Below are 17,495 nucleotides of genomic sequence, written 5' to 3' on the forward strand. Positions count from 1 at the left end.
GTGTGTAATGGGTGTGTAATGAAAAACAAGAAAAAAAGACTTAGAGTTTTTGGCTCTAAGTCTTTGATTTACAACATAATTCTGGTGGCGAATCAGGGATTTGAACCCCGGACCTGCGGATTATGATTCCGTCGCTCTAACCAGCTGAGCTAATTCGCCGAGCTTGCTATTGTAAATGATCGGGGTTCATCTGTCTAAATGAACTAGATCGACCCGAAATAAGCCTTTATTTGATCTGAAAAACGCTTAAAGCCTCCTCTTGACCATAACGAACATTAAATTCAATCGTTTTAGCCAAAAAAAGCTTTTTTAAGACCTCGTCCTTATTCTCAAAGGTAATCGCTGTTTGCTCTGGATAGTGAGAGAAAGGATCGCTAGAGACTGGTATCACTACCCCATCAACCTTGATTTGGCTAATCGAACGCTTAAGCCTATCGGGCCGTATAAATATCAGGCGCTTTACGTACTTATCTAATACTAATTTTTGACCCTGTGGGTTCATCTTGAAATAGTAGACAAATTCTTCTTTGCCATTCGTAGTGACGTCCCGCTCCTCTTCCCACTTAGCCCAAGCAGTTTGAGTTGAGATCGCGCAAAAGAATAACAATGCCATTTGAGTGAGGACAAAAATGGCTTTCTTTTTAAGAGGTTTCATCATGCAATCATATTAGTCTAATCCACCCAAAAAATGAGAAAACGTAATATTCTTTAACAATGAAAAGACTTTACGCATTCTTTTTAAGCATCATGCTTTTGAGCATTTGCCTTCCCTTTCGTGCATCTGCCGCTCAAATCTTCATCACGAATTACCCCTCAGAGGCCAATGCAAAAGTCTTTGTTACTAAATATCCATCTGAAGCGAACTGTATTGTCTATGACACTCAATATTCAAGCGATAACGAGCCTGGCGTTTGGTTTTATACAAAATATAAGGGTGATGCCAGGGCGGTCATTTATTACACACAATACAAATCTGAAGCGGATCTCATTGTGTACTTCACGAAATATAAAAGTGATGCACGCTGTCGCTATTAAAAAATATTCCCTCTATTCATGAGACTTCTTTCTATTTCCACCGGCAAGGTAATTTCCTTGTTTGGCAATCATCACCCCAACTACAAATCAGTTGCTTCAGCTATTAACAAGAAGAGTATCAGTGACCTCCAAAATCTTCAGTCAGTTGAAATTACTATTTTAGGAGTAAAGGGTGATGAACAAGCTGATCTGAGTGTTCATGGTGGAATTGAAAAAGCAATTTATGTTTATCCAGCAGAGCACTATGCGTTCTGGAATGAGTTGCTCACTCGCGAAACAAAAAGATCCGTCAATTTACAACATGGGGCTATTGGAGAAAACTTTACTATCGAGGGCTTACTTGAAACTGAAGTCTTTGTTGGAGATAGACTTTTGATGGGAGGTCTCGAATTTTCAGTGGTAAAGCTACGAGAACCTTGCTTCAAATTTAATGCCGCTCTGTCTTACAAGGGCGCAGCTAAGGCCATGTTGCAATCGGGCTTTAGTGGCTGGTACCTTCGTGTAATAAAAAGGGGCTTACTTGCCGCGGGCACTGAAATTACTTTAATACCAGGCCCCAGAAACACCTCTATCGCTCAGCAAAATCAAGCGCTCTTACACAATCGAAATCAAAAAGATTTATGGGAATAAAAAAACCCGACCATTGCTGATCGGGCTTCTTATTTACAACTAACTAAAGAAGCTTAGTCACGTGCATAGATATCTACGTCTTTAGTTTCACGTACAAACAGTGTACCGATTACCAATGTCATCGCAGCGATGATGATTGGGTACCAGAGACCGTAGTAAATGTTACCGTTTTGCGCAACCAAGGCAAAGGAGATCGTTGGCAAGAGGCCGCCGAACCAACCGTTACCAATGTGGTATGGCAAAGACATAGAGGTGTAACGAATGCGAGTTGGGAACATCTCAACCAACATCGCAGCGATGGGTCCATAAACCATCGTTACGAGGAGTACCAAGTACACCAACAAGCACAATACAGCGAAGTAGTTAATTTGCGCTGGATCTGCTTTAACTGGATAACCTTCTTTAGTTAAAGCATCACGAATTGCCTTCTTAAACTCAGCATCTTTCGCTTTTGCTTCAGCAGGATCCAATCCCTTAGCTGAGTAGCCAGGAATCTCTACATCACCAATCTTGACCACAGCAACGCTGCCAGCTGGAGCTGGAATAGTAGTGTAGCTAGCAGAGTTAGCTGCCATCACTTGTTTTGCGATATCGCAAGAGCTAGTGAACTTCGCTGTGCCAGTTGGATTGAACTGGAAGGAGCACTCGTTGACATCAGCGGTAATGGTTGCTGGCGCTGTTGCCATTGCTTTTTCTAACGCTGGGTTAGCGAAGTGAGTCAAAGCATTGAACACAGAAACAGGAGTGTTAGGGATGTAAGTGATTACAGCCAATAACAAGCCGCCCATGATGATGACTTTACGGCCGATCCTGTCAGACAAACTACCAAACACTACGAAGAACGGGGTACCGATAACCAATGAAGCAGCAATCAACAAGTTAGCCGTCTTAGGATCTACCTTCAATACTTGAGTAAGGTAGAACAGTGCATAGAACTGACCGGTATACCAAACCACTGCCTGACCAGCTACTAACCCAAACAATGCCAAGATAACAATCTTCAAGTTTTTCCATTGACCAAAAGATTCTGTCAAAGGTGCTTTAGATAACTTGCCCTCTTCTTTCATCTTCTTGAAAGCTGGTGACTCATTCATGGATAAACGAATCCATACAGAAACAGCCAACAATGCGATAGAAACGATGAAAGGAACACGCCAGCCCCACACGTCAAAGTCTGGCCCAGTGAATTCACGGGTAAACAAAATGACGAGCAAGGAAAGGAACAAACCCAAAGTAGCGGTTGTCTGAATCCAAGCGGTGTATGCGCCACGGCGACCATGAGGTGCGTGTTCTGCAACATAAGTAGCGGCACCGCCGTACTCGCCACCCAAAGCCAAGCCTTGAAGCATACGTAGAGCGATCAAGATAACAGGAGCAGCAACGCCGATAGTGGCGTAGTTAGGCAGAATGCCCACAATGAAGGTTGAGCCACCCATCAAGAGGATGGTGACCAAGAAGGTGTATTTACGACCAATCAAATCACCTAAACGACCAAACACCAACGCGCCAAATGGACGCACGATGAAACCAGCGGCAAACGCAAGCAAAGCGAAAATGAACGCAGAACCAGAATCTAGTCCTGAGAAGAATTGCTTAGCAATAATTGCCGCAAGTGAACCGTACAAGTAAAAGTCGTACCACTCAAAAACCGTACCTAATGAGGAAGCAAAAATAACTTTGCGCTCTTCGGCGGTCATTGGGGCTGCTTTAGTTGATGTTGACATCAGTAGCTCCTAACTATTTTTATTGGAATAAATAACAACGAGTTGATTATGCTTTGAAAAAAATCAAAGAAATCCCCTAGTTAGGGTAATTACTCATCCAAAAGGATGGGGGTTTTCCCCAAAAAATTTACCAACTGAAGATATGGACGCAACAACACCCGGCCTTAGGTCTGTTAATAAATCAACCTCAAATCCAGCAAGCTCAAAATAACCATGCGCCAAAATGGGGGATTTGAAGCGATTCCTTTTGGGTTTTCCAGCCCCTAAAAAGATGGTGCAGTTAGCGCGTTTTAGTAATAAACATTTTGGGAACGTGTAAATCCCAATGAATAGCGGCTGCACGTATAGCAAAGATACCCAGCATGCAAAAGGCAGAGCCCTCAATTGCATATTGCGGCGTAAAGTTGAGGATGAGCACATAAACTGAGCAGCCGAGCGTTACCGGAATTGCATAAAGCTCATGCGACATGATGAGTGTTTTACGACCAGCCAGTACATCTCGTATAAGGCCACCACCAATGGCCGTAATAACACCTAAAATAACTGGCCCCACAGGCAAACCAAAACCCATCATCCAAGCTTTAGTCGCTCCTTGAATAGCAAATAAGGCAGCACCAAATCCATCGATGTATAGCATCCAACGATAAATTTGTGGCTGAGTAAAAAAAGATTCAGCAAAAAAAGTGGCGACGCTTGCTGCCAATGCGAGCCAAACATAAATTTGATTTTCTGACCAAAATGGAGGAATCTCCAAAATGATGTCGCGAATGGTTCCGCCACCAATTGCAGTAATTAAACCCAAAACGAGCACGCCAAAAATATCCACGCCACGATCAGCGATTGCCAGCACGCCGGTCACAGCAAACGCCATGGTTGCAACAATGCCAATCCAAAATTGAATCTCTTCCATAGAGAGAAGTCTAAAGCACTTTAATGAACTTCAACCTAAATTAAGAGGCATCAATATACTGACAATAATTAATCCCACAGAGGTCAAGAATGACGCTACAGAAAAAACCCAAGCTTTATAGCTTTTGGCGAAGTTCCGCAGCCTTTCGTGTGCGTATTGCCCTGAACTTAAAAGGGATAGATTATGAAATCATTCCCGTTCATTTAAGCAAAGGCGGGGGAGAGCAATTTAGCAAAGAATATTCGCTCAAGAACCCGACGCATTTAGTACCCTTCTTTGATGATGGGAATTGTCAAATTCACCAATCACTAGCCATCATTGAATATCTTGATGATGTTCAGGCTAAGCCCCCGCTTCTGCCCGAAGGTACTAGTGATCGCGCTTGGGTTCGATCGCTAGCAATGGATATCACTAGCGATATACACCCCATCAATAATTTACGAGTATTGCGTTATTTAGTAAAAGAAATTGGTGTATCGAATGAAGCCAAAGATATCTGGTATCAACATTGGATTGCGGTTGGTCTGGATAGTCTAGAAAAACAACTGAGTACTGATCCAAGGGTGGGTCGCTTTGCAGCAGGAGAACAACCCGGGCTGATCGATATTTGCTTAGTACCCCAAGTCTTTAATGCGCTCGGCAATAAAATGAATCTAAGCCCCTATCCGACTATCGTGCGTATATTTAACGAATGCATGAAACTTCCTGCATTTATTAACGCCTCCTGGGAAAATCAGATTGATGCAGAGGGTTCAAATCCCGTCATTAGCCTGCAGGAATAGTGATGGGGTCAGCACTAAAAATTAGGCGATCTTTTTCAAGGTCTTGATATAGCGCTGAGCATTTTTTACATAGCGTCCAGCGATATCTTGCATACCTGCAGTTTGTTCGGGACTCAGCGTCTTTACAACCTTGGCTGGTGAACCCAAAATCATAGAATTATCAGGAAACTCTTTACCTTCAGTGACGAGTGCACCCGCACCTACAAGACAGTGCTTTCCAATTTTGGCGCCATTTAAGATAACCGCGCCAATGCCAATCAAACTACCATCGCCAATATGGCAGCCATGAAGCATCACCTTATGACCAACGGTAACTTCTTTGCCGATAATGAGCTCATATCCGGGATCGGTATGCAATACAGAAGCGTCCTGCACATTGCTTCCTTCGCCAATCTGAATTAAATCGTTATCGCCACGAATAACAACATTTGGCCAAATATTGGCATTTCGATGCAGTTCTACCCTGCCGATAACTTCAGCACTTTCAGCAACCCACGCGCCCTGGGCAAGTTGAGGGGCATTTCCGTCCAGTTCAAATATAGCCATGACTCATTATAGGTAAGAATCATCGCCATATCCGGACTTACTAGCTACCAATTCGGTTTGCGATCTGGTGTGGAAGAAATGCGATGCACACTTAAATCTGCGCCCTCATATTCCTCTTCTTGAGGCATCCGAATTCCCGCAATGAGCTTCGATGCACTGCAAAATTTAGTCACTTACCTAGGTAATACCCACATCCAAAGCACTCTCACAATGGTTTATGATCGCATTACATACACTTAAGGGAGAACCCATGAAGAAAGTCCTAGTCGTTTTAGCCGCTCTTGGCGCCTTTTCAGGCCTTGTGCAAGCTCAAGAAAAAATCCAAGTGCTCAGCACCCAAGAGCTGGTAAATGTTTGCAAATTACCTGCAAGCCCTGAATCACGTAGCTTCTGTGTTGGCTATGCCACTAGCGTATATGACACTTATTTAGTAACTCGTCACCCACAACGCGCAAAACCTTTTATCTGTGTAAAACAACCAGCGCCACAACGTGATGTTGTTATTGGTGACTTTGTTAAATGGGCTGGGGAAAACCAACAATTCGCTGACAAACCTGCAGCTGGTGTATTCCTAGGCTTTTTGGCTGATCGCTTTCCATGTGGCAAGAAATAATCCACATTACTCTGCCAATACACAATACTTAAGGAACAGTTGACATGAAAAAAATTATTGCAATCACAGCTGCTGCTGTAGCAATCACAGGATGCTCTGGTATGAGCAATACTGAACAACGCACTTTATCTGGCGCCTCTATTGGTGCCGTTGCAGGTGGCGTAGGAACAGCTATATTCCACGGCAACCCAATCTGGGGTGTAGTTGGTGGCGCCGCTGTAGGTGCAGCCTCTGGTTATGCTTATGATGCTTATAAGAAAAATGAAGGCTCTAACTACAACGCAGGTTACAACGCTGGCAAAAATAATCAGCCAAACAATGCGCCTAACTAATTCGTTAGCTCGTTAGACTAAGCAACAAAACAGCCCAGCTTGTATTAACTTACAAGCTGGGTTTTTATTTGTATTTGCCCTGTCAATGCTTTATGAATTGGACATTTATTAGCAATCTCTAATAAACGTTCTTTTTCTTCCACACTCAGATTGCCGATCAACTGAATATCACGAGAAAATTTTTCAACCTCGTCGTTGCGCTCAATATCAACAGTCACAACCGCATTCTCTAGATTCATTGCCTTACGACCCGCATACATTTTTAATGTCATGCTAGTGCATGCTGCTAAAGCTGCACCCAAAAATTCATGAGGATTAGGACCAGCTCCATCACCCCCATTTTGCAATCCTGCATCCGATAAAAAATGCAGATCACCGACTGTCAGTTTTTGCTGCAATGATCCATCGCCAAATTGTGAAGTTACTTTTCTCATGATTACCCTTAGGTTAATGAATCAATTTAGTAGTTATTTAACCAGAGTGGGGCTTAGAAGCTTTTTCAACAGTAGGTAAAGAGGCTTTCTTCCAAGCGTTAAATCCGCCAGCCAGGTGGCAGACGTTTGGAACCCCCATCTTTTGCAGTATTTCTGTAGCTAAAGCAGAACGCCAGGCTGATGCGCAATACAAGATTAGGCGTTTTCCTTCGCCAAATATCGGCTTGTAATAAGGGCTATCGGGATCAACCCAGAATTCCAACATGCCACGCGGGGCATGCAAAGCATTTGGAATCATTCCCTCTCGCTCCAACTCGCGCACATCCCGAATATCGACAAATACCGCATTTGAGTCAGACAACAATTCCTGCGCCTTATCCAATGGGATTGTCTCAATTGCCTCCATTGCGTTATCAATCAGCGCTTGATATCCAATCTTTAATTTCATCAAAATCTCCTAAATCACCAATGCTGTTAACGAGGGGGACACCTGCTACCATTCTGGTATGAACTTTACCGCTACAGAACTCGGCGCAACAATTATTTTTGCAATCGCAGTTTTGCATACTTTTTGCACGGGTTATTTTGAAACTCTCGCTCACCAGTCTCGTCGACATGCCGGTCTTTGGCATTTACTGGGTGAAGTAGAAATTGTTTTTGGTTTTTGGGCTGCAATTTTGGTTATTTTTATCAGCCTCTACGATGACCTCAATACTGCCAAAGCATTCCTAAATAAACGCAACTTTACTGAGCCTTTATTTGTTTTTGCCATCATGATTGTGGCTGGAAGCAAACCGATACTCTATGTGTCAACCCAATTCCTGCATACCTTAGCGCGGGCACTTCAATTTCTCTTGCGACTGAAAAAAGCACCGGCTTTATATTTTTTAACGCTTGCCATTACACCTCTCTTGGGTTCAGTCATCACTGAGCCAGCTGCAATGACCTTGGCCGCATTCTTACTACGAGATTTGGTATACCGCCATCAATGTTCTAAAGCATTATTGTTTGGCACGCTCGGAGTGTTATTTGTCAATATTTCTATTGGCGGAACTCTGACTAATTTTGCAGCGCCTCCCGTTCTCATGGTAGCAACGACCTGGGACTGGAGCTCAGCATTTATGTTCACTAATTTTGGCCTTGAATCTAGTATTGCCATCTTCATCAATGCGTTGGGCGCAACACTACTGTTTCATCGTCAGTTGGTTGAACCTGTCACGAATAGCACGACTACTAAAGTACCCCTTGCAGTGATCTTGATGCACTTGTTATTTTTATGTGGCGTAGTAGTGTTTGCACATGATCCTATTATTTTTATGTGGCTATTACTTTTCTTTATTGGTTACACAACAGCGTATCCCAAACATCAAAGCCCACTTATTTTGAAAGAAGCTCTACTAGTTGGTTTTTTCTTGGGAGGATTAGTAGTTTTGGGGGCTCTTCAAGGATGGTGGTTACAACCGATCCTGAGCATGATGGAACCAACGGCCGTCTTTTATGGCAGCCTCGCGCTTACCGCTATTACCGATAATGCTGCATTGACCTATTTAGGCTCACTGGTAACTGGCACCTCCCCGGAATTTAAACTGGCATTGGTAGGCGGCGCTGTTGCTGGCGGAGGATTAACGGTGATTGCAAATGCACCCAATCCAGCTGGTATTGCAATCTTGCGTCATCACTTTCCCAATGGGGCCGTATCTGCATTACATCTTCTCATTGCCGCTATACCCCCTACAGTGGTGGCTATTTTTGCTTATCGCGTTTTTTAATAGGGTTAAAGCCGCATTCACAGTAAAATCTGAGCTTCGCCCCCAGCTATAAATCTGAGAACGGCATATGAAAAAGCTCTATATCAAAACCTTTGGTTGCCAAATGAACGAGTATGACTCGGGCAAAATGGCGGACCTACTCCATGCCGATGAGGGCATGGTCATGACAGACACCCCTGAAGATGCGGATGTTGTTTTACTAAACACATGCTCTATACGCGAGAAAGCCGAAGATAAAGTGTTTTCTGATCTTGGGCGCTTAAGAGAGCTCAAAAAAACTAAACCTCATATGTTAATTGGCGTTGGTGGATGCGTAGCTAGTCAAGAAGGCCGCCAAATTGTTAGTCGTGCGCCTTATGTAGACGTTGTATTTGGCCCCCAAACCTTACATCGTTTAAGCGATCTCATTGCACAACGTCGAAAAACAGGTCTCTCTCAAGTAGATATCTCCTTTCCTGAGATTGAGAAGTTTGATCACCTCCCAGCCTCCCGTCAAACGCGTGGCTCTGCTTACGTTTCCATCATGGAGGGCTGCTCTAAATACTGCAGTTACTGTGTAGTGCCATATACCCGCGGCGAGGAAGTTTCCAGGCCATTTGATGATGTGTTAACCGAGGTTGCCGGTCTTGCCAGCAAAGGCGTAAAAGAAATCGTGCTGCTTGGACAAAACGTCAATGCGTATCTTGGAAAAATGGGAGATGCCGAAGAGATTGCAGACTTTGCTTTGTTAATTGAATACATCGCAGAAATTCCCGGAGTAGAGCGGATTCGTTTTACAACCAGCCATCCTAAAGAATTTACTCAACGCTTGATTGATGTGTATGCCAAGGTTCCTAAGTTAGTAAGCCATCTTCATCTACCAGTCCAACATGGTTCTGACTCAATTCTGTCAGCCATGAAGCGTGGCTATACTGCTTTGGAATATAAAAGCATTATTCGGAAGATGCGTGCTGTACGTCCTGACCTTACGCTATCAAGTGATTTCATTGTGGGCTTTCCGGGGGAGACGGATGCCGATTTTGAGAAGTTATTAAAAATGGTGCAAGAGCTCGATTTCGATAACAGCTTTTGCTTTATCTTTAGCCCACGCCCAGGCACGCCGGCGGCTAACTTAAGCGATGACACTCCCTACGAAGTGAAATTAAAGCGTCTACAAACTCTCTTGGCGTTAATTGAAGGGCAATCAAATCAGATTAGCCAAAAAATGTTGGGCAAGACTGAAAGAGTCCTCATTGAAGGCTTAGCTAAAGACGGAGTTAACCTTCAAGGTCGCGCTGAAAACAATCGAGTCATTCATTTTTCCCCGCCAGATCAAAATATCGACGGCTTGATTGGAGAAATGGTAGATATTCGCATTACTGAGGTGCTTAATTACACTCTCCGCGGTGAATTGGTAGAGACTCATGTCATCTAACTCAAAACTATTGATTGATATTCAGACGGCGAGCCCAGCTATTGAAGCAGCCCTTAAGAAAATTGCCTCTTCAGCTTTGATCAAAAAATGGATCAAAGCTGCTACTCCTCTTAGCGGTCTTCTCACACTACGTTTTGTGAATTCGACCGAAGGGAAAAAACTGAATGCAGCCTTTCGAAAAAAACATTACGCAACCAATGTTTTGACATTTCCCTATGAGCACTCAAAAAGCGCTTTAAGCGCTGATATTATTTTTTGCCTACCAGTGATTCGGAAAGAGGCAAAAGAGCAAGGTAAAACTGTAAAAGCACATTTAGCCCATTTGATCGTTCATGGATGTCTTCATGCTCAAGGCTTTGATCACGAACATGAAAAAGAAACAAAGAAGATGGAAAAATTAGAGGTGGCACTTCTGAAAAAATTGGGTTTTACGGACCCCTACCTAACAACACAATAAATTTCTATCCCCTTCATTTAATAATTTGTCTTATTTCTACGCTATTCTTGCAACATGCCTGACCCCAACAAATCCCTACTAGACCGACTTGCCGAGTTCCTGTCGCCGCAACCGACCAGTCCGAGCGAACGTCGCCAAGAACTGATTGAAACACTGCGTGAAGCTCAAACTGAGGGATTAATCGACGCCGACGCCCTCTCTATGATTGAAGGCGTCTTTCAGGTGGGGCAGCTATGTGCGCGAGACATTTTGGTGCCACGCGCTCAGATCGACTGGATCGATATCGGTTTGGCTTTGCCTGAAATCGTGAAATCCGTTATTGAGGCCGCTCACTCACGCTTTCCTGTATTTGAAGGAAGTCGGGATAACGTGATTGGCATCTTATTGGCCAAAGATTTGCTGCGCCACTCCACGGAAAAAGATTTTCAAGTTCGAGACTGGTTACGTCCAGCAGTTTTTATTCCAGAATCAAAACGTTTGAGTGTGTTACTGCGCGATTTCAAAGACAATCGGAATCACTTAGCTGTAGTTGTTGATGAATATAGTGGGGTCGCGGGCATTATCACCATTGAAGATGTCCTAGAGCAAATTGTTGGTGATATCGAAGATGAACATGATATTGATGAGGAGGCTGATAACATCATCTCTTTAGATAATGGTGATATTCGCGTTAAAGGCATTACAGAGCTAGAGCAATTCAACGAAACATTGGGCACCCATTTTGCGCCCGAAGATATCGAAACAGTAGCCGGTCTCGTCATTCAACATTTGGGCCGCGTTCCAAAAATGGGTGAGCTCATTGAGATTGATGGAATTGAGTTTGAGGTGCAACGTGCTGACCCTCGCCAGATTCATATTCTATTAGCCCGCCAAATTTCTAAAAAAGCTGACTGAGTCTCGTCTTGCAAAAACAAAGTTTTAGCATCCTGAATTTGATTTTGCTCTTTGTCTTAGGGGTCCTCCTAGCAGTGGCTGCTGAGCTCGCTTACGGCGGATGGATTCAAATACCTATCCTCTCTTTAGTATGGTGGCGACTAGGTTTGCAAGAAGCACTACCCATAAAAAAACAGGCTCTTTCTGGATTTACATTTGGGCTTGGTTATTTTGTTGTGGGGGTTTGGTGGCTTTACATTAGCATGCATGATGTTGGTGGCATGCATGCCCTACTCTCCGTTCTTGCAGTATTTTTGCTGTCATCGTGCCTGGCTATTTACTTCTCTATAGCCTGCCTTGCAATCCCCCTCTTTAAAAAATCGGGTGTATCAGGTCTCATTTTGGCTGCCAGTTGGGTTGCCATGGATTTTTTACGCGGATATCTATTTACTGGATTTCCTTGGATGGGCTTTGCTGAAACGCAGATTAATGGTCCCTTTGCCGGAATAGCACCTATTTTCGGAGGATTAGCTTGTACATTTTTAACTATCTGGTGCTCATGGGAGTTACTTCAAATTAAAGGGCGATGGCTCACAAGTAGCCTTGCTATTGTTGGCGTTATTGCATTCACTCAAGCGATAGGACTAATTAACTTTACAAAACCATTTGGTGAACCAATCAGCGTTCGCTTAATTCAAGGGAATTTTGCGCAAAGCCTTAAATTTAATCCTCTAGCTATTGGACAACAAATTGATTTCTACACAAAAGAAATAATCAAGACGCCTGCCAATCTGATTGTCGTTCCTGAAACCGCCTTCCCCTGGCCACAAGTGAATCTTCCAATAGGCCTCATTAATTACTTGCAAACTTTTTCTAGCAATACCGAAAGCAATGTATTGTTAGGTTTGATTGGTGAAGTTAATACCGATGGCACTATGCAATATACGAATCGTGCATTAGGGCTTAGTCCAAATCAAATTCCTTACCAATATGACAAATTTCACTTAGTTCCTTTTGGTGAATTTATACCTCTGGGCTTTCGTTGGTTCATTGATGCATTTCGCGTGCCTTTAAGTGACTTTGCGCGAGGTGGCGCAGATCAGTCGCCTCTAACAGTGGTACGAAAAGATCAACTGGATATTCATGCTGCAATCACCATTTGTTATGAGGATGTTTTTGGCAGTGAACTGGCAACCCGTATTCGCCAAAGCAAGCAACCCGTTAATCTATTAATTAACATGACCAATCTTGCGTGGTTTGGTCAATCTCAAGCGCCAATGCAGCAGCTAAGACTCTCTCAATTACGCTCTCTTGAAACAGGATTGCCAGCCTTACGCGCCACCAATACTGGCATCACCTCAGTCCTCAGCTCGAACGGCAAAGTCTTGCAATCTGTTCCGGAATTTACCCAAACTACCCTAAACACCCAAGTGCAGACCTATAGCGGGAAAACACCTTATGTCATTTGGGGTAATTTACCCATCCTGAGCTTTTCGTGCCTTCTTCTCATCTGGGCCCTTATCCGCCTAAGGCGTTTTTAGTTCATTTTTAGCGCTTTCAGTCGCTAGCCATGTAAAATCAAAGGCTTAGCCAGGTTAAACATGCTTACTTTTCAGCAAATCATTCTTAAACTTCAAGATTATTGGGACCAACAAGGTTGTGCCCTATTGCAACCCATCGACCTCGAGGTAGGCGCCGGTACATCACATACCGCCACCTTCTTAAGAGCAATTGGACCCGAACCCTGGAAAGCAGCCTATGTTCAGCCATCACGCCGTCCTAAGGATGGCCGCTATGGTGAGAACCCGAACCGCTTGCAACATTACTACCAATACCAAGTAGTTCTTAAGCCAGCACCAGAAAATATTTTAGAGCTCTATCTTGGCTCTTTAGCAACCTTAGGTCTTGACCTCAAACAAAACGATATTCGTTTCGTTGAGGATGACTGGGAAAATCCAACGCTTGGTGCCTGGGGCTTAGGTTGGGAAGTTTGGCTCAATGGGATGGAAGTAACGCAATTTACTTATTTTCAGCAAGTAGGCGGCCTAGACTGCAAGCCAGTTCTAGGAGAAATTACATACGGCATTGAACGTTTGGCAATGTATATCCAAAACTGCTCTAACGTGTACGACTTAGTTTGGGCCGATGGCATTTCTTATGGCGATGTCTATCATCAAAATGAAGTAGAGCAGTCTTGTTATAACTTTGAGCATTCCAATACGGACCTACTCTTTGCAAACTTCACCAATTTTGAAAGTGAAGCAAAACGCTTGATGGAAGTGCCATTGGCTTTACCGGCATATGAGATGGTTCTAAAGGCTGCACATACATTTAATCTATTGGATGCCCGTGGCGCAATCTCTGTTACAGAACGTGCAGCCTATATTGGCCGGATTCGAAATCTCTCGCGCGCAGTTGCTCAGGCCTACTTTGAGTCTAGAGAAAAGTTGGGCTTTCCAATGTGTCAACGACAAGTTAAAGCCTAATTTCTGGCACTGAAATCGACACAATCTATCTATGAGTACACCTAATTCACTTTCTCAATCAGCTACTTTGTTGATTGAAGTCTTCACAGAAGAGTTGCCACCAAAATCGCTTCGTCGCTTAGGAACATCTTTTAGTGAGGGTATTTTTGGCGCCCTTAAAGCCGCTGGATTAACTACAGAATCATCCAAGGTTACGAGCTTTGCAACACCGCGCCGATTGGCAGTACAAATTACTGACGTACTGAGTCAAGCTAATGACTATCCAGTGCGTGAAAAACTACTCCCTACTAGCATTGCTTTTGATGCCGATGGCAAAGCAACGCCACCTCTACTCAAAAAATTAAGTGCATTAGGTTATGCGGATCTCGACCTATCCACACTAGAAAAAGCAGGAGAAGGAAAAAATGAAGCGCTTTTCCTTAATGTGATTGCTAAGGGTGCGGCCCTCGAGCAAACCGCTCAAACAGCTCTCAATCAAACATTGAGTAAATTACCCATCGCCAAAATGATGCACTATCAAGTGCTACAAAAAAATGGCCAATTAGCAGATGTCCAATTTGCACGCCCCGCCCATCGTATTATTGCTTTGCACGGAGACACCATTCTTAATATGAGCAGTCTAGGCATAGATGCAAGTAATCAGACAGAGGGGCACCGCTTCCTAGCGCCGGGTGTGATCACCATTACTGACGCTGATCAATATGAAAATACTTTAGAAAAACAAGCCAACGTATTGGCAAGCTTTGATAAACGTCGTACCCAAATTGAAACTCAGCTATTGAAAGCGGCAGGCGCAGACTTAGTACTAATGCCTGAGAGCTTATTAGATGAAGTGACTGCATTGGTTGAGTGGCCCGCTATTTATGAATGTCACTTTGATGAAGAGTTCCTAGAGGTTCCTCAGGAATGCCTTATTTTGACAATGCAAACCAATCAAAAATATTTTGCATTGACTGATCAACATGGAAAACTGCGCAATCGTTTTCTGGTTGTTTCTAATATTGAAACGAACAAGCCTGATGCGATCATCTCTGGCAATGAACGTGTAGTTCGGCCCCGTCTATCGGATGCCCGTTTCTTCTTCCAACAAGACCAGAAGCGCTCACTGGCATCTCGAGTTTCAGATCTCGGCAGAGTGGTTTATCACAATCAATTGGGCAACCAATTGGATCGAACTAAACGTGTTCAAGAAATTGCTATTGGAATCGCTCAAAAACTTCAAGTAGATGACAAATTAGCCAGTCGCGCTGCTGAAATTGCTAAGACCGACTTATTAACGGATATGGTTGGAGAATTTCCTGAACTTCAGGGAATTATGGGGCGCTATTATGCGAACCACGATGGTGAGTCTGCTGAAGTAGCGGCAGCTTGCAGCGAGCACTACATGCCCAGATTCGCAGGTGATTCTTTGCCCGCTACCCAAACCGGCACTATTTTGGCAATTGCCGACAAATTGGAAACCTTAGTTGGTATTTGGGGTGTGGGTTTAGCGCCAACTGGCGATAAAGACCCCTACGCACTCCGTCGTCACGCTCTTGGTATTTGCCGTCTCTTGCTTGAGAAAAACTTCTCTCTCAGCCTGCCTGAATTAATTGAACTCGCACGCAGTCAGTTTCCTCAAAAAGAAGTTCAAGAAAAAGCGGATGCTGCAGCTATCTACGAATTTATCATCGACCGCTTACGTGCTTACTTGCGCGATCAATCTGTGGCCGGGAAACCATTCACTAGCGCTGAAATTGATGCTGTACTTAGTCAAGCCCCTGCTCAAATTAATGATCTAATCGGTCGCTTGAGTGCTCTTCGTGAATTTAATGCGCTTCCACAAGCAGCTCAACTTGCTGCTGCCAATAAGCGAATCAGCAACATTCTCAAGAAAACCGCCACCCCTATACCCACAGCATGCTCAAGCAAGCTACTACAAATTCCTGCTGAAATTGAGCTTTTCCAAGCGCTAGAAGCAATTACACCTGCACTCAATGCCGCGTATGAACAGCGTCAATTTGTTGAGCTCTTAAAAGCATTGGTCGCATTAAGTGCGCCAATTGACCAATTCTTCGCAGATGTCATGGTGATGGATCCTAACCAAGAGCTACGCGATAACCGTCTTGCACTTTTGCAACAACTCCATCAGAAAATGAATCTCGTTGCCGATCTCGGCAAGTTAGCATGAGCCTTAGCTCTTCCAAACTCATCATTCTGGATCGTGATGGTGTGATCAATGAAGATCGTGATGATTACGTCAAATCGGCTGATGAATGGGTGCCGCTCCCAGGAAGCCTAGAGGCAATAGCACTATTAAATCAAGCGGGCTACCAAATTACTATCGCCACAAATCAGTCGGGCTTAGCTAGAGGATATTTCTCTATTAATGATTTACATGCTATGCATAGCAAAATGGATAAATTATTGCAGCCCTTAGGTGGTCGTATTGATAGCATCTTTTTTTGCCCTCATCTGGATGCACATGCATGTGATTGCCGAAAACCAGCACCAGGCCTTATGAAAGAAATTGCTCTGCGGTACAAAAAGAGTGACAACATTCTTCCTTTATCGGGGGTGCCTATTGTTGGGGATTCATTACGTGACCTGCAAGCAGGTGTAGTACTTGGGGCTTCCCCGCATCTAGTGCTTACAGGCAAAGGCCAAAAGACGCTAGCCAAAGGGGGTTTACCAGAGGGTACGCAAATTCATGCGAATCTTCTCGCATTTGCAAATACACTACTGGATAACCAAGCTTAGCCTATTTATGACCTTTATCCGCTCAACGCTTTTTGCCTTATTTTTGCTAATTTTCACACCCATTTGGTCGGTACTCTGTGTGCTTGCCTTTCCTTTTTTAAGTCCAGAGAATCGTTATCGCTTCATTGGCTTGTGGAACAAAGTGGTAATTTGGCTACTAGCCCATCTATGCGGCATTCATTATGAAATCCGCGGCATGGAAAATATGGAAGCAGTATTAAATGAGCCGGTAGTTATTTTGAGTAAACATCAGTCTGCTTACGAAACCATTGCCTATATTGCATTACTGCCAAAACAACTTTGCTTTGTCTTTAAACGTGAATTACTTTGGATTCCGTTCTTTGGCTGGGCTTTAGCCCTTTTAAAGATGATTCATATCAATCGCTCTAATAAACAAACAGCTGCCCTGTCTGTGGCTACTCAGGGACGAAAGCGTTTAAGCGAGGGTAAGTGGATTATGTTATTCCCAGAAGGCACTAGAACACCAATCGGGTCAACTAAACCCTATCGCAAAGGGGGCGCCCGCCTTGCTAGTGCTAGTGGAGCATTAGTTATTCCAATTGCTCATAATGCTGGGCGTTGCTGGCCCAAAAACAGCTTTCTTAAACAACCAGGTACGGTTATCTTTTCCATCGGACCTTCAATAACATCCACTGGAAAAACTGGAGAAGAGTTACAGCAAGAAGTTGAAGGCTGGATAGAGGCTGAAATGCGGGTCATTGATCCTAGCGCTTACAAGTAATGATTAACC

21 protein-coding genes and 1 tRNA gene are annotated in these 17,495 nt (G+C 43.8%); 14 read left to right on the forward strand and 8 right to left on the reverse strand.

Annotation, left to right across the window (positions count from 1 at the left end):
• Positions 1 to 82: 82 nt before the first annotated feature.
• A tRNA-Met gene (locus tag PNUC_RS09580) sits at positions 83 to 159 on the reverse strand.
• A gap of 67 nt (positions 160 to 226) precedes the next feature.
• On the reverse strand, positions 227 to 658 hold the full coding sequence (locus PNUC_RS09585; RefSeq protein ID WP_011903682.1) for a hypothetical protein: 432 nt from the start codon (positions 656 to 658) through the stop codon (positions 227 to 229).
• Between the two features lie 56 nt (positions 659 to 714).
• Between PNUC_RS09585 and PNUC_RS09590 the strand changes: the two genes are divergently transcribed.
• Both PNUC_RS09590 and PNUC_RS09595 read left to right on the forward strand, forming a co-directional pair.
• Positions 715 to 1,035, forward strand: a complete 321-nt coding sequence (locus tag PNUC_RS09590) for a DUF6150 family protein (RefSeq protein WP_011903683.1) — start codon at positions 715 to 717, stop codon at positions 1,033 to 1,035.
• 18 nt (positions 1,036 to 1,053) lie between these two features.
• Entirely contained in the window at positions 1,054 to 1,665 is a 612-nt protein-coding gene (locus tag PNUC_RS09595) for an MOSC domain-containing protein (protein ID WP_011903684.1), read from the forward strand.
• 53 nt (positions 1,666 to 1,718) lie between these two features.
• Here the strand turns inward: PNUC_RS09595 and PNUC_RS09600 are convergent, their stop codons facing one another.
• On the reverse strand, positions 1,719 to 3,389 hold the full coding sequence (locus tag PNUC_RS09600) for an MFS transporter (protein ID WP_011903685.1): 1,671 nt from the start codon (positions 3,387 to 3,389) through the stop codon (positions 1,719 to 1,721).
• 280 nt (positions 3,390 to 3,669) lie between these two features.
• Entirely contained in the window at positions 3,670 to 4,299 is a 630-nt protein-coding gene (locus PNUC_RS09605; protein ID WP_011903686.1) for a trimeric intracellular cation channel family protein, read from the reverse strand.
• An 89-nt stretch (positions 4,300 to 4,388) separates the two neighbouring features.
• Here PNUC_RS09605 and maiA point away from each other — a divergent pair, with 89 nt between their 5' ends.
• Entirely contained in the window at positions 4,389 to 5,081 is a 693-nt protein-coding gene (gene maiA / locus PNUC_RS09610) for a maleylacetoacetate isomerase (RefSeq protein ID WP_011903687.1), read from the forward strand.
• A 21-nt stretch (positions 5,082 to 5,102) separates the two neighbouring features.
• Here maiA and PNUC_RS09615 read toward each other — a convergent pair whose 3' ends face one another.
• Both PNUC_RS09615 and PNUC_RS10980 read right to left on the reverse strand, forming a co-directional pair.
• The gene (locus PNUC_RS09615; protein ID WP_011903688.1) at positions 5,103 to 5,627 is read right to left on the reverse strand and encodes a gamma carbonic anhydrase family protein; all 525 of its coding nucleotides are present in this window, start codon (positions 5,625 to 5,627) and stop codon (positions 5,103 to 5,105) included.
• A gap of 44 nt (positions 5,628 to 5,671) precedes the next feature.
• Positions 5,672 to 5,800, reverse strand: a complete 129-nt coding sequence (locus PNUC_RS10980; protein ID WP_143070085.1) for an ammonium transporter — start codon at positions 5,798 to 5,800, stop codon at positions 5,672 to 5,674.
• Between the two features lie 77 nt (positions 5,801 to 5,877).
• Between PNUC_RS10980 and PNUC_RS09620 the strand changes: the two genes are divergently transcribed.
• A complete protein-coding gene (locus tag PNUC_RS09620) occupies positions 5,878 to 6,240 on the forward strand; it encodes a Rap1a/Tai family immunity protein (RefSeq protein ID WP_011903689.1) in 363 nt (120 codons plus the stop codon).
• Positions 6,241 to 6,284: 44 nt separating this feature from the next.
• Positions 6,285 to 6,572: a glycine zipper domain-containing protein gene (locus PNUC_RS09625; RefSeq protein ID WP_011903690.1), complete on the forward strand. Its 288-nt coding sequence runs from the start codon at positions 6,285 to 6,287 to the stop codon at positions 6,570 to 6,572.
• 44 nt (positions 6,573 to 6,616) lie between these two features.
• On the opposite strand, the gene PNUC_RS09630 is transcribed toward PNUC_RS09625, so the two are convergent.
• Both PNUC_RS09630 and PNUC_RS09635 read right to left on the reverse strand, forming a co-directional pair.
• The gene (locus PNUC_RS09630; protein ID WP_011903691.1) at positions 6,617 to 7,006 is read right to left on the reverse strand and encodes an OsmC family protein; all 390 of its coding nucleotides are present in this window, start codon (positions 7,004 to 7,006) and stop codon (positions 6,617 to 6,619) included.
• 37 nt (positions 7,007 to 7,043) lie between these two features.
• Entirely contained in the window at positions 7,044 to 7,454 is a 411-nt protein-coding gene (locus PNUC_RS09635; protein WP_011903692.1) for a rhodanese-like domain-containing protein, read from the reverse strand.
• 58 nt (positions 7,455 to 7,512) lie between these two features.
• On the opposite strand from PNUC_RS09635, the gene PNUC_RS09640 reads away from it, so the two are divergent.
• From PNUC_RS09640 to PNUC_RS09680, 9 genes are all read left to right on the forward strand, one after another.
• Positions 7,513 to 8,775: a putative Na+/H+ antiporter gene (locus tag PNUC_RS09640; RefSeq protein WP_011903693.1), complete on the forward strand. Its 1,263-nt coding sequence runs from the start codon at positions 7,513 to 7,515 to the stop codon at positions 8,773 to 8,775.
• A 67-nt stretch (positions 8,776 to 8,842) separates the two neighbouring features.
• Entirely contained in the window at positions 8,843 to 10,189 is a 1,347-nt protein-coding gene (gene miaB, locus PNUC_RS09645; RefSeq protein WP_011903694.1) for a tRNA (N6-isopentenyl adenosine(37)-C2)-methylthiotransferase MiaB, read from the forward strand.
• Positions 10,179 to 10,646, forward strand: a complete 468-nt coding sequence (gene ybeY / locus PNUC_RS09650; protein ID WP_011903695.1) for an rRNA maturation RNase YbeY — start codon at positions 10,179 to 10,181, stop codon at positions 10,644 to 10,646. The genes miaB and ybeY overlap by 11 nt, the downstream gene beginning before the upstream one ends.
• A gap of 54 nt (positions 10,647 to 10,700) precedes the next feature.
• On the forward strand, positions 10,701 to 11,540 hold the full coding sequence (locus PNUC_RS09655) for an HlyC/CorC family transporter (RefSeq protein ID WP_011903696.1): 840 nt from the start codon (positions 10,701 to 10,703) through the stop codon (positions 11,538 to 11,540).
• Positions 11,541 to 11,584: 44 nt separating this feature from the next.
• Positions 11,585 to 13,060 carry an apolipoprotein N-acyltransferase gene (gene lnt / locus PNUC_RS09660; RefSeq protein ID WP_256205796.1) on the forward strand — a complete coding sequence of 492 codons (1,476 nt, stop codon included), beginning with the start codon at positions 11,585 to 11,587 and terminating at the stop codon, positions 13,058 to 13,060.
• A gap of 60 nt (positions 13,061 to 13,120) precedes the next feature.
• On the forward strand, positions 13,121 to 14,005 hold the full coding sequence (glyQ, locus tag PNUC_RS09665) for a glycine--tRNA ligase subunit alpha (RefSeq protein WP_011903698.1): 885 nt from the start codon (positions 13,121 to 13,123) through the stop codon (positions 14,003 to 14,005).
• A 31-nt stretch (positions 14,006 to 14,036) separates the two neighbouring features.
• Positions 14,037 to 16,175, forward strand: coding sequence for a glycine--tRNA ligase subunit beta (gene glyS, locus PNUC_RS09670; RefSeq protein ID WP_011903699.1), 2,139 nt, complete (start codon positions 14,037 to 14,039; stop codon positions 16,173 to 16,175).
• Positions 16,172 to 16,744 carry a D-glycero-beta-D-manno-heptose 1,7-bisphosphate 7-phosphatase gene (gmhB, locus tag PNUC_RS09675; protein WP_011903700.1) on the forward strand — a complete coding sequence of 191 codons (573 nt, stop codon included), beginning with the start codon at positions 16,172 to 16,174 and terminating at the stop codon, positions 16,742 to 16,744. Before glyS ends, gmhB begins: the two co-directional genes overlap by 4 nt.
• Before the next feature lie 7 nt (positions 16,745 to 16,751).
• Positions 16,752 to 17,486 carry a lysophospholipid acyltransferase family protein gene (locus PNUC_RS09680; RefSeq protein ID WP_011903701.1) on the forward strand — a complete coding sequence of 245 codons (735 nt, stop codon included), beginning with the start codon at positions 16,752 to 16,754 and terminating at the stop codon, positions 17,484 to 17,486.
• The last annotated feature ends 9 nt before the right edge of the window (positions 17,487 to 17,495 follow it).

This window comes from Polynucleobacter asymbioticus QLW-P1DMWA-1 (assembly GCF_000016345.1).
GTDB lineage: Bacteria > Pseudomonadota > Gammaproteobacteria > Burkholderiales > Burkholderiaceae > Polynucleobacter > Polynucleobacter asymbioticus.

Coding starts and splice junctions, on each gene's coding strand:
- PNUC_RS09590 (WP_011903683.1), top strand. CDS start 715: ATGAAAAGACTTTACGCATTCTTTTTAAGCATCATGCTTTTGAGCATT.
- PNUC_RS09625 (WP_011903690.1), top strand. CDS start 6,285: ATGAAAAAAATTATTGCAATCACAGCTGCTGCTGTAGCAATCACAGGA.
- ybeY (WP_011903695.1), top strand. CDS start 10,179: ATGTCATCTAACTCAAAACTATTGATTGATATTCAGACGGCGAGCCCA.
- PNUC_RS09585 (WP_011903682.1), bottom strand. CDS start 658: ATGATGAAACCTCTTAAAAAGAAAGCCATTTTTGTCCTCACTCAAATG.
- maiA (WP_011903687.1), top strand. CDS start 4,389: ATGACGCTACAGAAAAAACCCAAGCTTTATAGCTTTTGGCGAAGTTCC.
- PNUC_RS09615 (WP_011903688.1), bottom strand. CDS start 5,627: ATGGCTATATTTGAACTGGACGGAAATGCCCCTCAACTTGCCCAGGGC.
- gmhB (WP_011903700.1), top strand. CDS start 16,172: ATGAGCCTTAGCTCTTCCAAACTCATCATTCTGGATCGTGATGGTGTG.
- PNUC_RS09640 (WP_011903693.1), top strand. CDS start 7,513: ATGAACTTTACCGCTACAGAACTCGGCGCAACAATTATTTTTGCAATC.
- PNUC_RS09655 (WP_011903696.1), top strand. CDS start 10,701: ATGCCTGACCCCAACAAATCCCTACTAGACCGACTTGCCGAGTTCCTG.
- PNUC_RS09680 (WP_011903701.1), top strand. CDS start 16,752: ATGACCTTTATCCGCTCAACGCTTTTTGCCTTATTTTTGCTAATTTTC.
- PNUC_RS09630 (WP_011903691.1), bottom strand. CDS start 7,006: ATGAGAAAAGTAACTTCACAATTTGGCGATGGATCATTGCAGCAAAAA.
- PNUC_RS09605 (WP_011903686.1), bottom strand. CDS start 4,299: ATGGAAGAGATTCAATTTTGGATTGGCATTGTTGCAACCATGGCGTTT.
- PNUC_RS09595 (WP_011903684.1), top strand. CDS start 1,054: ATGAGACTTCTTTCTATTTCCACCGGCAAGGTAATTTCCTTGTTTGGC.
- glyQ (WP_011903698.1), top strand. CDS start 13,121: ATGCTTACTTTTCAGCAAATCATTCTTAAACTTCAAGATTATTGGGAC.
- PNUC_RS09600 (WP_011903685.1), bottom strand. CDS start 3,389: ATGTCAACATCAACTAAAGCAGCCCCAATGACCGCCGAAGAGCGCAAA.
- miaB (WP_011903694.1), top strand. CDS start 8,843: ATGAAAAAGCTCTATATCAAAACCTTTGGTTGCCAAATGAACGAGTAT.
- glyS (WP_011903699.1), top strand. CDS start 14,037: ATGAGTACACCTAATTCACTTTCTCAATCAGCTACTTTGTTGATTGAA.
- PNUC_RS09620 (WP_011903689.1), top strand. CDS start 5,878: ATGAAGAAAGTCCTAGTCGTTTTAGCCGCTCTTGGCGCCTTTTCAGGC.
- PNUC_RS09635 (WP_011903692.1), bottom strand. CDS start 7,454: ATGAAATTAAAGATTGGATATCAAGCGCTGATTGATAACGCAATGGAG.